Raw genomic sequence first — 14888 nt, 5'->3', positions numbered from 1 at the left:
GGACTCTAAAATGGCAACAAATACAGCGGATTACATTTGGTTTAATGGTGAGATGGTTCCATGGGCTGACGCTAATGTTCATGTATTAACCCACGCAATGCATTACGGCACATCGGTTTTTGAAGGTATCCGTTGTTACGATACACCAAATGGTCCTATTGTTTTTCGACATAAAGAACATATGCAACGTCTAAAAAATTCTGCAAAAATTTACCGTTTTCCTATTCCATATAGCCTTGATGAACTTATGGAAGCTTGTCGCGAAACACTAAGAGAAAACAAACTAAAATCAGCCTATATTAGACCACTAGGGTTTATCGGTAATGTTGGCTTAGGTGTATGTCCTCCAACTGACACTGAAATGGATCTTATTATTGCGGCTTTTCCATGGGGATCTTACTTAGGTGAAGAAGCGTTAGCTAGTGGTGTTGATGCAATGATATCAAGCTGGAATAGAGCAGCACCAAATACCATTCCTACCGCAGCAAAAGCTGGTGGTAATTACCTTTCATCTTTATTAGTTGGTGGTGAAGCTCGTCGTCACGGCTACGCAGAAGGTATCGCATTAAGTGTTGATGGCTATCTTTCTGAAGGTGCTGGAGAGAATATTTTTATTATCAAAAATGGAGTTCTTCATACACCACCAGCAACCAGCGCAATTTTGCCAGGTATAACTCGCGATTCTATTATGATCTTAGCCAAAGAACTGGGTTATGAAGTAAAAGAAGAAAACATTGCGCGTGAAGCGCTGTATCTTGCTGATGAAATATTTATGACTGGTACTGCTGCCGAAATCGTCCCAGTAAGAAGCGTTGACCAAATCACGATTGGCGAAGGAAAACGCGGACCTATAACCGAAGTAATTCAATCGACATTCTTTGGATTATTCAACGGAACAACAGAAGATAAATGGGGCTGGTTAGATTATATCTACCCACAAAATGCTGTTGGCTCAGAGAAATAGATAGAAGGAATTTAAGTACAATGTCTACACCTAAAAAATATCGTAGCGCCACAACCACTCATGGACGCAACATGGCTGGAGCTCGTGCATTATGGCGTGCCACTGGCGTAAAAGAGCAAGATTTTGGCAAGCCAATTATTGCCGTTGTTAACTCATTCACTCAGTTTGTTCCTGGTCACGTACATTTAAAAGATATGGGCCAACTTGTTGCAAGAGAAATAGAAGCCTCTGGCGGTATAGCCAAAGAATTCAATACCATTGCTGTTGATGATGGTATCGCAATGGGTCATGGTGGCATGCTTTACTCTTTACCTTCTAGAGAACTCATCGCTGATTCCGTTGAATATATGGTTAATGCTCACTGTGCTGATGCAATGGTGTGTATTTCAAACTGTGACAAAATAACTCCAGGAATGATGATGGCGGCATTACGTCTAAATATCCCGGTTATTTTTGTTTCTGGTGGCCCAATGGAAGCAGGAAAAACCAAGCTTTCAGATCAAATAATCAAGCTCGACCTTGTCGACGCCATGATTCAAGGCGCCGATCCGTCAGTATCTGATGAACAGAGTGAACAAATAGAGCGCAGTGCCTGCCCTACGTGTGGATCATGTTCTGGTATGTTTACTGCTAACTCAATGAACTGTTTAACCGAAGCATTGGGCTTGAGTCAACCAGGTAATGGGTCGATGTTAGCGACTCACGCGGACCGCAAAGAATTATTCCTTAACGCAGGCCGTCGTGTAGTTGAATTGACTAAACGTTATTATGAGCAAGGCGATGAGTCGGCCCTTCCACGTAACATAGCCAACAAAAAAGCCTTTGAAAATGCGATGGCACTTGATATTGCTATGGGTGGTTCAACCAATACCGTTCTTCACCTATTAGCGGCCGCTCAAGAAGGTGAAATTGAATTTGATATGCAAGATATAGATCGCATGTCACGTCGCGTCCCTCACCTATGTAAAGTGGCACCTTCTACTCCTAAATATCATATGGAAGATGTGCATAGAGCCGGTGGTGTAATGGCGATTCTTGGTGAACTCGACCGAGCGGGCTTGATCAATAACCAAACGCACACGGTATTAGGCTTAACAATGCAAGAACAATTAGCTCAATACGACATTATGCAAAGCCAATCAGAAGCGATTAAATCCTTTTTCCGTGCGGGGCCAGCTGGTATACGCACGACAGAAGCGTTCTCGCAAAATTGTCGCTGGGATACGCTAGATGACGATCGTAAAGATGGCTGCATTCGTACTAAAGAAAATGCGTTCAGCCAAGAAGGGGGATTAGCCGTTCTTAGAGGCAATATAGCCCTTGACGGTTGTATCGTTAAAACTGCGGGTGTAGATGAAGAAAATCATAAATTCCAAGGACCCGCTGTCGTATTCGAAAGCCAAGAAGATGCAGTAGAAGGCATTCTAGGTGGAAAAGTACAAGCAGGTGATGTGGTTGTTATTCGTTACGAAGGCCCTAAAGGTGGACCAGGAATGCAAGAAATGCTTTATCCAACCACTTACCTTAAATCAATGGGGTTAGGTAAAGAATGTGCTCTATTAACTGATGGTCGATTCTCTGGAGGTACTTCAGGCCTATCGATTGGTCATGCTTCTCCAGAAGCAGCCAATGGAGGGACAATTGGTCTTGTAAACCAAGGTGATATTATCACTATCGATATCCCTGCTCGTTCAATCACTTTAGATGTATCTGAAGATGAGTTAACAGCTCGACGAACTGAACGAAATAAATTGGGTTGGAAACCAGAAAGTCGTGTTCGTGAAGTTTCTTTTGCACTTAAAGCTTACGCAAGCATGGCAACCAGCGCAGATAAAGGTGCTGTACGAGATAAATCAATGTTGGAAGACTAATTTTAATGACTGAATACCCGTCAGAGACTCTTCCAAGGAGTGGCGCAGAATATCTGCGCCATATCCTTAGAGCCCCAGTATACGATGTGGCGACCGTTACTTTACTGCAAGACATGCCTAGGCTATCGGAACGAATTAACAACCAAGTACAGATAAAAAGAGAGGATAGACAACCTGTTCACTCTTTTAAACTGCGCGGTGCGTATAACATGGTTTCTAGCCTAACAGAAGAACAGAAACAAGCTGGTGTCATTGCTGCTTCAGCAGGAAATCACGCCCAAGGAATTGCACTTTCTGGCCAAAAATTATCGGTTAAAGCCGTTATTGTTATGCCTAAAACCACCCCTGATATCAAAGTTGAAGCGGTAAAAAGCTTTGGTGGTCAAGTGGTATTACATGGCAGTAACTTTGATGAAGCTAAAGCCGAAGCTGAAAGACTGGCAGAGGTAAATAACTATACTTTTGTGCCTCCTTTCGATCACCCTTTGGTGATTGCAGGGCAAGGTACCATTGGTATGGAAATGCTACAGCAAAATGGCCACTTAGATTATATTTTTGTCCCTGTTGGTGGTGGTGGTTTAGCCGCTGGCGTAGCTGTGTTAGTGAAACAGTTGATGCCAGATATTAAGGTTATAGCCGTAGAGCCAGAAGAATCAGCATGCTTGAAAGCCGCACTAGATGCTGGCGAGCCGGTTGTACTTGACCAGATCAATATGTTTGCCGACGGCGTTGCTGTTAAACGTATTGGCGATGAAACCTTTAGGCTTTGCAATCAGTATCTTGATGGGCATATAACGGTATCAAGCGATGAAATTTGTGCAGCAGTTAAAGATATTTTTGAAGACACTAGAGCAATAGCCGAACCATCTGGTGCACTAGCTTTAGCAGGACTGAAAAAATTCGCTGAACAGAATGCTCTCAAGAATAACAAGCTGGGAACAATTCTTTCCGGCGCCAACACGAATTTCCATGGTTTACGTTATGTATCAGAAAGATGTGAATTAGGTGAAAAACGTGAAGGATTACTGGCGGTAACTATTCCGGAAGAAGCTGGCGCATTCTTTAAATTCTGTCAAATCATTGGAGGCAGAGCGGTTACCGAGTTTAACTATCGCTACAATGATGCAAGCCTAGCCAATATTTTTGTTGGTGTTCGTTTGCAAAGTGGTCAAGAAGAGCTAGACAGTATTATTGCCGATCTTAAACAAGGTGGGTACGCTGTTATCGACCTATCGGATGATGAAATGGCTAAACTGCATATCCGTTATATGATTGGCGGAAAACCAGCCAAAAACCTTGAAGAGAGATTATACAGTTTTGAATTTCCTGAATACCCAGGCGCATTACTTAAATTTTTAAGTACACTTGGCACTCATTGGAATATCAGCTTGTTTAACTATCGCAATCAAGGTGCTGATTATGGTCGTGTATTGTGCGGTTTTGAACTTGAAGAATCAGATTTAGCACGCTTTACTGCTCATTTACATGAGTTAGATTATCCTTATAAAGATGAATCGGATAATCCAGCTTATAAGTTCTTTTTGTCTTAATATAAAATGACTCTAATTGTAGACAAACAATGGACGTTTTTACCTAGCCACTGTTTGTCTAATTAATTAGCTAAATAATAGTTATTTGATCTTAACTGGACGCTGCCAACTTTCTATTCTGCGCTCTTTCGCACGAGTAATAACTAACTCACCTTCATCAATATTTTTTGTTACTGTCGTGCCAGCTCCAATAGTCGCACCATTGCCAACCGTAACAGGTGCAACAAGTTGAGTATCAGAGCCAACAAACACATCATCACCAATAATAGTCTTGAATTTATTAGCGCCATCATAGTTACAAGTGATTGTTCCAGCTCCAATATTAGAGCGTTTACCTATAACCGTGTCACCAATATAAGTAAGATGGTTAGCCTTTGAGCCTTCACCGATAAGCCCATTTTTCACTTCAACAAAATTACCTACATGAGCATCATTTCTAAGCTCTGCACCGGGACGTAAGCGGGTAAATGGACCAACAGTGCAATCTTCTCCTACTGTTGCACCATCAATCACACTATAAGGGCGTACAAGCGTGTTGTCATCGATTTCACAATCTTTAAGGACACAACCGGCACCAATAATAACATTGTCACCTAAACTTACACTGCCTTCGATAATAACATTGGCGTCTATCTCTACATCCATCCCACATTGAAGCTGACCACGCAAATCGAAACGAGAAGGATCTCGAAGCATAACACCTTGCTCTAACAATTTTTCGGCTTGTATTTGTTGATAAGCTCTCTCTAAACGAGCTAATTGTACCCGATTATTCACCCCTTCAACTTCCACTTCTTTTGCTGGATGAACCGCTTCAATAGCACAACCTTCTGCATGAGCGGCAGCAATAATATCGGTAAGATAATATTCACCTTGTGCGTTATTATTATTTAACCCTGATAACCAACGTTTTAAATCTCTACCTGTCGCTACCATCACTCCAGTATTAATCTCTTTGATTAGCAGTTGTTCTTCTGAGGCATCTTTTTGTTCCACAATAGCAACAACAGAACCATTTTCACGCACTATCCGACCATACCCAATTGGGTTATCTAATAGCACGGTAAGTAAACCTATTCCCTTACTAGGTTGAGCATCAAGAAGATTTTCAAGTGTTTCAGAAGAAATAAGCGGCACGTCTCCGTACAAGACTAATACTTTTTCATCGTCATCAAACTTATTTGAGGCTTGATCAACGGCATGCCCAGTGCCCAACTGCTCTGCTTGTAATACCCAATTTACTGATTCTGTTTTTAATTGTTGCTGCATAAGATCACCACCGTGACCATAGACAAGGTGGATATTTTTTGCACCTAAATCGTTACAGGTATCAATAACATGCTTAACCATGGGTTTACCAGCCAAGGTATGTAGTACCTTGGGTAGGTTTGAATACATACGAGTACCTTTACCCGCCGCTAGGATCACTGCACTGAAACTCATAAAATTAGCCTTGTTGTTATTATTTAAGAGTTAATTCTAACTGTTTCATCTAATCGTGTTAAATATATTCGAGCTTAAAAAAGCAAAAAGGCGACCAATTGGTCGCCTTTAGTAGCAATACTCTCATTTTTTAGATAAAAAAGGAGAGATTAACGTCTATTTTTTGTCAACTCGATTACTCGAAGTTGAGCAATAGCTTTAGCCAGTTCACTAGCCGCTTGCGCGAAGTTCATATCACCATGCTGATTTTTAATTTTCTCTTCAGCTTGACGTTTAGCTTCTTCAGCCTTCGCTGCATCTAGTTCTTCACCACGAATTGCTGTATCAGCCAATACAGTCGCTGTACCAGGCTGAACTTCAACAATACCACCAGAAACATAAATTATTTCTTCGTGGCCGTGTTGCTTAACTATACGCACCATACCAGGCTTAATAGCGGTCAGCAGCGGAGTGTGTCCATGGAAAATACCAAGTTCACCTTCGCTCCCGGTCACCTGAAACGTTTCAACTAGCCCAGAAAAAATCTCTTTCTCTGCACTAACAACGTCAAGGTGCAAGGTCATTGCTGCCATATAGCCTCCTATTTAGCCTTATAGCTTTTTAGCATTCTCAATAGCATCGTCAATAGTACCGCAGTACATAAACGCTTGCTCTGGAATGTCATCGTATTCACCAGCAAGAAGACCTTTGAATCCACGTAATGTCTCTTTAAGAGATACATAGATACCTGGGTCACCTGTAAATACTTCTGCTACGTGATAAGGCTGAGTTAGGAAACGTTCAATCTTACGTGCACGAGATACCACAAGCTTATCATCTTCAGATAGCTCATCCATACCCAAAATAGCAATGATATCTTTCAGCTCTTTATAACGCTGAAGAGTAGACTGAACACCACGAGCTACGTCGTAATGTTCTTGGCCTACAACCAATGGATCAAGTTGTCTTGACGACGAATCCAATGGATCAATAGCTGGGTATAGACCCATAGCTGCGATATTACGGCTAAGTACTACCGTCGCATCTAAGTGGGCAAACGTTGTTGCTGGAGAGGGGTCAGTCAAGTCATCCGCTGGTACATATACAGCCTGTACAGAAGTGATTGAACCCGCTTTAGTTGATGTAATACGTTCTTGTAGAACACCCATTTCTTCAGCAAGTGTTGGCTGATAACCTACCGCAGATGGCATACGACCTAATAGAGCCGATACTTCTGTTCCCGCTAGGGTATAACGGTAAATGTTATCAATAAACAATAGAACGTCACGGCCTTCATCACGGAAACGCTCTGCCATCGTTAGACCAGTTAACGCTACGCGTAGACGGTTTCCTGGTGGCTCGTTCATTTGGCCATAAACCATTGCTACTTTAGACTCTTCAGGGTTTTCAACGTTAACAACGCCTGCTTCCTGCATTTCAAAGTAGAAATCGTTACCTTCACGAGTACGTTCACCTACACCCGCAAATACTGAAAGACCTGAGTGTTGTAGTGCGATGTTGTTGATAAGTTCCATCATGTTAACGGTCTTACCTACACCAGCACCACCAAACAAACCAATTTTACCACCCTTAGCGAATGGACAAATTAAGTCGATTACTTTTACGCCAGTCTCAAGAAGTTCAGACACATTGGACTGTTCTTCATAACTTGGTGCTGCACGGTGAATAGCATAGTGTTCTTCTGCACCAATTTCACCACACTCATCAATCGCATCACCTAAAACGTTCATGATACGACCAAGAGTTTTTGTACCTACTGGTACAGTGATTGGAGCGCCAGTGTTCTCTACTACTAATCCACGACGTAAACCATCAGAGCTGCCCATAACGATTGCGCGAATAACGCCACCGCCAAGCTGTTGCTGAACTTCAAGAACAAGACGTTCTTTCGCTTCAATAACATTCAGAGCATCATATACACGAGGTACTTCACCCTGTGGGAACTCTACGTCGACTACCGCACCGATGATCTGTACGATCTTACCTGTAGCCATCGTTAATCCTCTAACTAATTAGTTTTACCTAAGCTTAAACCGCTGCTGCACCTGATACAATTTCAGACAGTTCTTGTGTTATCGCCGATTGACGGGCTTTGTTATACACAAGTTCTAAGTCTTCAATCAGGTCGCTTGCATTATCTGTAGCTGCTTTCATCGCAATCATTCGAGCCGCTTGCTCACAAGCAAGGTTCTCTACCACGCCTTGATACACTTGAGATTCGACATAGCGAAGCAATAGTGCATCTAGTAATGGTTTAGGCTCAGGTTCATAGATATAATCCCATGAATGAGTGCGATTCATATCTTCGCTATCTGATTTCGGCAAAGGTAATAATTGATCGATCGTTGGTTCCTGAACCATAGTATTAACAAACTTGTTAAATACTACGTATAAGCGATCCAACTCGCCTTCATCATACTTCTTCAACATCACGCCAACAGAACCAATCAAATCTTCCAAACTTGGAGTATCACCAAGACCAGAGACTTGAGCAGCAACTTTAGCGCCACTGTTGTTAAAAAATGCCGTTGCTTTTGAACCGATAACGGCTAAGTCAATATCAGCATTTTTTTCTTTCCACGCTTGCATATCTATCATAGCTTGCTTAAACAAGTTAATGTTTAAGCCGCCACACAAGCCGCGGTCAGTTGAAATAATGATGTAACCAACACGTTTGGCTTCACGCTCTTCTAGGTATGGATGTTTATACTCTAGGTTACCGTTCGCCAAATGACCGATCACTTTACGCATTGTTTCAGCATATGGACGAGAAGCTCCCATTGCGTCTTGCGAACGACGCATTTTAGAAGCTGCTACCATTTCCATCGCTTTCGTGATCTTTTGAGTGCTTTTTACACTCCCGATCTTAGTACGAATTTCTTTTGCGCCGGCCATCGTATTACTCTCTCTTTAGATAACTTTAGTATTGGTGACCCTAAGGCCACCTACTCATTATCAATTACCAGGTCTGGGTTGCGACGAAGTCATCCACCAGCTTTTTAAGCTGTGCTTCGATATCATCATTGTATGCACCCGTCGTATCGATCTCTTTTACAAAATCGCTAAACTGGCTACGAGCAAACGAAAGTAGCGCATCTTCAAAATCAGCAAGCTTATTCAGCTCGATGTCTTGTAGATATCCACGCTCCGCAGCAAAGATAACTAAAGCCTGATCAAAAACAGACATAGGAGCATATTGTTTCTGCTTCATTAGTTCTGTTACTTTCTGACCGTGGTCTAGTTGTCGTTTTGTTGCATCATCAAGATCAGATGAGAACTGAGCAAATGCTGCTAGTTCACGATACTGTGCTAGTGCGGTACGAATACCACCAGATAGCTTCTTAATAATTTTCGTTTGAGCAGAACCACCTACACGAGAAACTGAAATACCTGGGTCAACCGCAGGACGAACACCTGCACTGAACAGTTCAGTCTGTAGGAAAATCTGACCATCTGTAATCGAGATTACGTTAGTTGGTACGAATGCTGATACGTCACCGGCTTGAGTTTCAATAATAGGTAATGCAGTTAGAGAACCTGTTTTACCTTTTACTTCACCATTAGTGAAACGTTCTACATACACTTCACTCACTCGAGCAGCACGCTCAAGTAAACGTGAGTGGAGATAGAAAACATCACCTGGATAAGCTTCTCGACCTGGTGGACGTTTAAGTAGTAGAGAGATCTGACGATAAGCTACCGCTTGCTTAGATAAATCATCATAAACAATCAGAGCATCTTCACCGCGATCACGGAAGTATTCACCCATCGCACAACCTGCATATGGCGCTAAATATTGAAGCGCTGCAGACTCAGAAGCAGATGCAACAACAACAATAGTGTTAGCCAGTGCGCCATGCTCTTCTAATTTGCGTACTACGTTGGCAATAGTCGATGCTTTCTGACCAATTGCTACGTAGATAGAGTAAATACCAGAATCTCTTTGGTTAATAATGGCATCAATTGCCATCGCTGTTTTACCCGTCTGGCGGTCACCAATGATAAGTTCACGCTGACCACGACCGATAGGAATCATCGAGTCGACGGACTTATAACCAGTTTGTACAGGTTGATCAACCGATTTACGATCAATTACACCTGGCGCAATTACTTCAATAGGAGAAGATAATTTTGCTTCAATTGGTCCTTTACCATCAATAGGTTCACCTAGCGTATTTACAACACGACCAAGCATTTCAGGGCCAACAGGTACTTCAAGAATACGACCAGTACCAGTAACTTTCATGCCTTCCTTAAGGTCAGCATATGGTCCCATAACAACCGCACCAACCGAGTCTCGCTCAAGGTTAAGTGCTAGTGCATATCGACCATTCGGTAGTTCAATCATTTCACCTTGCATCACGTCAGCTAGACCATGAATGCGAATAATACCATCGCTTACCGATACGATAGTACCTTCATTACGAGCTTCACTTACAACTTCGAAAGATTCGATACGTTGTTTAATTAAGTCGCTTATTTCTGTGGAATTAAGTTGCATGCTCCAATCCCCATCAAGACTGCAATGCATCGCTCAAACGGCCTAACTGACCGCGAGTTGAGTTATCGATGACTAAGTCTCCGGCTCGAATAACAACCCCACCAAGTAGGGTCTCATCTACACTGCAATTCAGGTTAACTTTACGTTCAAAACGCGTCTCAAGTTTGCTGCTGATTGCTGCAAGTTGTTTTTCAGAAAGTTCGGTCGCTGAAATAATTTCAACATCCATTTCTTTTTCATACTCTTGTTTAAGAGCTAAAAACTCATCGCATATATCAGGAAAAGCCATTAATCGGCCATTTTCAGCCATAACCTTAATTAGGTTTTGACCAAATTCATCAAACTGTTCGCCACAAACGGCAATAAAGATCTCTGAGAGTTTATCCGCAGAAACAGAACCACTAAGTAGCTCTTTTATATCTTCATTCCTTGTAACTTCAGACGCAAAGGTAAGCATTTGACCCCATTGGTCTAGTGCCCCTTTTTCAACCGCAAAGTCAAACGCTGCTTTAGCGTAAGGGCGTGCTATTGTTGTCAATTCAGACATGTGCACCCCTCGCTTTAAAGTTTCGCAGTAATGTTGTCAAGAATATCTTTGTGCGCATCTTTATCAATAGAGCGCTCTAGGATTTTCTCTGCACCAGCTAAAGCCAGAGTAGCAACTTGTTTGCGCAGATCATCTTTTGCACGATTACGTTCTGCTTCAATTTCTGCTTCTGCTTGCATAAGGATTTTCTGGCGTTCTGCCTGAGCATCCTCACGAGCTTCATCAATAATTTGAGCTTTACGTTTATTCGCCGAATCAATGACCTCAGTTGCTGTGCGCTTCGCTTCTTTTAGTTGCTCAGAAGCGTTGGCTTGAGCTAGATTCAAGTCCTTTGCTGCTCTTTCTGCAGCAGAGAGACCGTCAGCTATTTTATTTTGACGCTCTTCAATAGCTTCAATAATTGGTGGCCATACATATTTCATGCAGAACCACACAAACAGTGCAAATGCTATTGCTTGACCTAGCAGAGTTGCGTTCATATTCACAACAGCTACCCCTCTATTTTGTTCACCAACGAAAAAATGCTATTCAACAACAAAGTGCTTACTTTGTTATATTGATTAACCTAGTTGACCAACAAATGGGTTAGCGAATGTGAATAGTAGTGCAATTACGATACCAATCATTGGAACCGCATCAAGTAGACCCGCGATGATAAACATCTTAACTTGTAGCATAGGAGCCATCTCTGGTTGGCGCGCAGCACCTTCAAGGAATTTACCACCTAGAATTGCGAAACCAATCGCTGTACCAAGAGAAGCAAGACCGACGATCAGACCTACGGCGATTGCTGAAAAGCTCAGTAAAGTTTCCATTACTATCTCCAATTTATAGTTGTTGGCTTATATGTGCCTAAAAAAAGCTTTATTAAAATTAATTTAATGATCCGAGTCTTCATGTGCCATCGACAAATAAACGATAGTCAACATCATGAATACAAATGCTTGAATCAAAATAATCAAAATATGGAAAATTGCCCATGGAAGAGCACCTAACCACTGTAACCACCACGGTAACATTGCTGCTATAAGAATAAATACAACCTCACCAGCAAACATGTTACCGAATAAACGCATACCAAGTGAAAGAGGTTTTGCTAGTAGCGAAACAACTTCAAGTAGTAAGTTAAACGGTATCATCACTGGATGATTAAATGGATGTAAAGCTAATTCTTTAGCAAACCCGCCTAGACCTTTCACCTTGATGCTGTAGTAAATCATCAAGAAGAAAACACCTAGAGCCATAGCCATCGTGATATTGACATCAGCTGAGGGAACCACTTTTAAATAAGGGATACCTAACCAATGTTCTGCTGGATACGGTAAGAAATCAATTGGAATTAAATCCATGATATTCATTAGTAATACCCAACAAAAGATAGTCAGTGCTAAAGGCGCTATCAATGGGTTGCGTCCATGGAATGTTTCTTTGACGTTATCGGCGACAAATTCCATTACCATTTCTACAGCACATTGCAGCTTACCCGGTACACCTACTGTTGCTTTCTTTGCTACCGAACGGAATATTCCAAGGAATATCAACCCAGTAAACACAGAAAAAAACAGGCTATCGATATTAACGTTCCAGAAACTGGTCTCCGTTATTTGCCAACCCAAATCAAAATGCTCTGAAATATTAGCAAGTGATAGGTTAGTCAAATGGTGATCAATATATCCGGCCGTTGTTAGCGCTTCACCTGGCGCAGCCATAACTCATCCTATTTTTTTTTTGTTAATGAATAGCGCTGGCAAAAATATATTAATAATTAATGCCAACAAATAGGTTAGTTTCAGGGGAACAAGTTCCACCTGCATATACATGTAAGCTACAGAGAAAAGAACAACCGTTATAAGAACTTTCAGTACTTCGCCTGTATAAAATGAAGCCGCTACTGCTTTCGCAGCTCTAGCTCCACTAAACATAAAGGCAAATAGCGCGAAAACAGCGTTAGCAAGCACACAAATGCCGCCACCTATAAACGCAGAAACTCCCCAATCAACACTTACGGCCATAGCCATCCCTGCTGCCACAAATGTAACCACGCTAGATTGAATCAATAACAAACGCTTTGCAAGCCTTCGTCCTGGTTGAACTAGCCTAGCTACCATGTATTCATACCTTTATACCAACTCCAAATAAACCATTATAAATGAGCTTGGAAAAACCGAAAAAAATTATACGTTCGATAACTACATTTGCAATAAAAACGCGTCATTAAATAACAAAACTGTTTACAAACCTACAACTTTAACAATAAACCTTGTAACAAATGATTAAATTAGCAAACTCTTTAGGTTTTTAATATTTAGTAACAAATAATTAATGACTAATGGGTTTCCAATAATTTGATCAATTGTTCTAATTTTTCAGGTTCGTCAAATGTAATGGTCATTTTAGATTTTCCATTCGCTCCACGAGTCAAATTCACTGTTGAGCCAATTTTCTGACTTAGCCTGTTTGATATAGCACAGGCTTCTTCATCTTTTACTTTGTTCTGGTCCGTTTTCGGCGACAGTAAATTTTTCACATACTGCTCAGCCTGACGTACCGTTAAATTTTTATCAGCAATAGTTTTTGCGGCATCACTTTGTTTATCTGCATCTAGAACTAATAGAGCCCGAGCATGCCCCATATCAAGCTGCTTTTTTTCAACGTATTTTTTAACCGAGTCATCTAATTGATTGAGTCTAAGTAAATTGGTTACCGTTGTTCTAGATTTTCCTATTACATCGGCAACTTGCTGATGTGTTAGCTCAAATTCGTCTTGTAGCCTTTCTAAAGCTTGAGCTTCTTCTATTACGTTAAGATCTTCTCGCTGAATATTTTCAATAAGAGACATAGCAATAGCTGCGTTATCAGCTACGTTTTTGATAATACACGGAACTTGTTTTAATCCAACACGCTTAGCTGCACGCCAGCGTCTTTCACCAGCGATTATCTCATAAAATTGATTATCAACTTGTCGTACAACAATTGGTTGAATTATTCCTTGAGATTCTATCGATGCAGATAGTTCTTCAAGAGCCTCTAGAGACATATCTTTACGAGGTTGATATACACCAGGTTTTAAATTTGTAATCGGAAGTTCAGCTAAATCACCATCAACTGAAATTGATTGACTACTAGATGCTGTTTTCTCTTTTTCTCTTGCAAGAGAACTGGTTGCTAATAAAGCATCTAATCCGATTCCTAAACCACGTTTAGACATTATTGTTATTCCTTTTGTTTTTCTGTCATGCGGGTACTTCTTCACGACGAAGAATTTCACCTGCTAGAGCCAAATAAGCTTTTGCGCCAGCAGAGTGCTTATCGTAGTACATAGCAGGGCGACCATGACTTGGTGCTTCTGCCAAACGTACGTTTCTAGGAATAACGGTTCTGTAGACCTTGTCACCAAAGTGCTTTTTAAGTTGATCTGATACTTCATTTGATAAACGGTTACGTGGATCAAACATGGTCCGTAATAACCCTTCAATTTTCAAATTCTCATTTACAACTGCCGCTAACTTACTAATGGTATCCATTAAAGCAGTTAAGCCCTCTAATGCAAAATACTCACATTGCATAGGAACTAATACCGAATCTGCGGCGGCCATCGCATTGATTGTAAGTAGATTTAAGGCTGGGGGACAATCGATAAAGATGAAATCATAGTTATCACGAACCAAAGCTAATGAATTTTTTAGCCGAACTTCGCGTGCAAAAACTTCCATAAGTTTTATTTCAGCAGCCGTAACATCACCATTCGCGGCAATAAGATGAAACCCTCCGCTGGTGGATTTACAAACCACATCTTCAAATGGCACGTTTTCGACTAAAAGATCGTAAGCTGTCGAATCCACTTGATATTTGTCCACACCACTCGACATTGTGGCATTTCCTTGTGGATCGAGATCGATAACCAAAACTTTTCTTTTTGTTGCGGCCATAGAGGCGGCAAGGTTTACGCAAGTCGTCGTTTTACCGACTCCACCTTTTTGGTTAGCAATTGCTATAATTCTTCCCACTGTAA

Annotated in this window: 15 protein-coding genes; 3 read left to right on the top strand and 12 right to left on the bottom strand. The window is 41.4% G+C overall.

The window, feature by feature from the left end:
- Positions 1-10 precede the first annotated feature (10 nt).
- From ACLKML_RS12045 to ilvA, 3 genes are read left to right on the top strand one after another with little or no spacing between them, the layout of a single operon-like run.
- Positions 11-964, top strand: coding sequence for a branched-chain amino acid transaminase (locus ACLKML_RS12045; RefSeq protein ID WP_413285520.1), 954 nt, complete (start codon positions 11-13; stop codon positions 962-964).
- Between the two features lie 20 nt (positions 965-984).
- On the top strand, positions 985-2835 hold the full coding sequence (gene ilvD, locus ACLKML_RS12040) for a dihydroxy-acid dehydratase (RefSeq protein WP_413285519.1): 1851 nt from the start codon (positions 985-987) through the stop codon (positions 2833-2835).
- Between the two features lie 5 nt (positions 2836-2840).
- Positions 2841-4385 carry a threonine ammonia-lyase, biosynthetic gene (gene ilvA / locus ACLKML_RS12035; protein ID WP_413285518.1) on the top strand — a complete coding sequence of 515 codons (1545 nt, stop codon included), beginning with the start codon at positions 2841-2843 and terminating at the stop codon, positions 4383-4385.
- Between the two features lie 81 nt (positions 4386-4466).
- Here ilvA and glmU read toward each other — a convergent pair whose 3' ends face one another.
- The 12 genes from glmU to ACLKML_RS11975 all read right to left on the bottom strand — a co-directional run bounded on the left by glmU (position 4467) and on the right by ACLKML_RS11975 (position 14883).
- Positions 4467-5828 carry a bifunctional UDP-N-acetylglucosamine diphosphorylase/glucosamine-1-phosphate N-acetyltransferase GlmU gene (gene glmU, locus ACLKML_RS12030; protein ID WP_413285517.1) on the bottom strand — a complete coding sequence of 454 codons (1362 nt, stop codon included), beginning with the start codon at positions 5826-5828 and terminating at the stop codon, positions 4467-4469.
- A gap of 149 nt (positions 5829-5977) precedes the next feature.
- Positions 5978-6400 carry a F0F1 ATP synthase subunit epsilon gene (locus ACLKML_RS12025; RefSeq protein ID WP_413285516.1) on the bottom strand — a complete coding sequence of 141 codons (423 nt, stop codon included), beginning with the start codon at positions 6398-6400 and terminating at the stop codon, positions 5978-5980.
- A gap of 18 nt (positions 6401-6418) precedes the next feature.
- Positions 6419-7822 carry a F0F1 ATP synthase subunit beta gene (gene atpD / locus ACLKML_RS12020; protein WP_317718140.1) on the bottom strand — a complete coding sequence of 468 codons (1404 nt, stop codon included), beginning with the start codon at positions 7820-7822 and terminating at the stop codon, positions 6419-6421.
- Between the two features lie 34 nt (positions 7823-7856).
- Positions 7857-8723 carry a F0F1 ATP synthase subunit gamma gene (atpG, locus tag ACLKML_RS12015; protein ID WP_413285515.1) on the bottom strand — a complete coding sequence of 289 codons (867 nt, stop codon included), beginning with the start codon at positions 8721-8723 and terminating at the stop codon, positions 7857-7859.
- Between the two features lie 64 nt (positions 8724-8787).
- Positions 8788-10329 (bottom strand): F0F1 ATP synthase subunit alpha, encoded by a 1542-nt coding sequence (gene atpA / locus ACLKML_RS12010; RefSeq protein ID WP_413285514.1) that lies wholly within the window; start codon positions 10327-10329, stop codon positions 8788-8790.
- A 13-nt stretch (positions 10330-10342) separates the two neighbouring features.
- Positions 10343-10876 carry a F0F1 ATP synthase subunit delta gene (atpH, locus tag ACLKML_RS12005; protein ID WP_413285513.1) on the bottom strand — a complete coding sequence of 178 codons (534 nt, stop codon included), beginning with the start codon at positions 10874-10876 and terminating at the stop codon, positions 10343-10345.
- Positions 10877-10890: 14 nt separating this feature from the next.
- Entirely contained in the window at positions 10891-11361 is a 471-nt protein-coding gene (gene atpF, locus ACLKML_RS12000) for a F0F1 ATP synthase subunit B (protein ID WP_413285512.1), read from the bottom strand.
- Positions 11362-11436: 75 nt separating this feature from the next.
- On the bottom strand, positions 11437-11691 hold the full coding sequence (gene atpE, locus ACLKML_RS11995) for a F0F1 ATP synthase subunit C (protein ID WP_244358802.1): 255 nt from the start codon (positions 11689-11691) through the stop codon (positions 11437-11439).
- Between the two features lie 63 nt (positions 11692-11754).
- A complete protein-coding gene (gene atpB / locus ACLKML_RS11990; protein WP_413285511.1) occupies positions 11755-12585 on the bottom strand; it encodes a F0F1 ATP synthase subunit A in 831 nt (276 codons plus the stop codon).
- 3 nt (positions 12586-12588) lie between these two features.
- Entirely contained in the window at positions 12589-12984 is a 396-nt protein-coding gene (locus tag ACLKML_RS11985; protein ID WP_317718134.1) for a F0F1 ATP synthase subunit I, read from the bottom strand.
- A 218-nt stretch (positions 12985-13202) separates the two neighbouring features.
- Positions 13203-14084 (bottom strand): ParB/RepB/Spo0J family partition protein, encoded by an 882-nt coding sequence (locus ACLKML_RS11980; protein WP_413285510.1) that lies wholly within the window; start codon positions 14082-14084, stop codon positions 13203-13205.
- A 25-nt stretch (positions 14085-14109) separates the two neighbouring features.
- Complete coding sequence (locus ACLKML_RS11975) at positions 14110-14883, bottom strand: ParA family protein (protein WP_317718132.1); 774 nt, start codon at positions 14881-14883, stop codon at positions 14110-14112.
- Between the last annotated feature and the right edge of the window lie 5 nt (positions 14884-14888).

Source organism: Vibrio sp. MA40-2 (assembly GCF_047302445.1).
In the GTDB taxonomy this organism is placed as follows: Bacteria; Pseudomonadota; Gammaproteobacteria; order Enterobacterales; family Vibrionaceae; genus Vibrio.
Note: the sequence above shows the minus strand (reverse complement) of the source record. Positions and strands in the feature narration are given on the sequence as shown.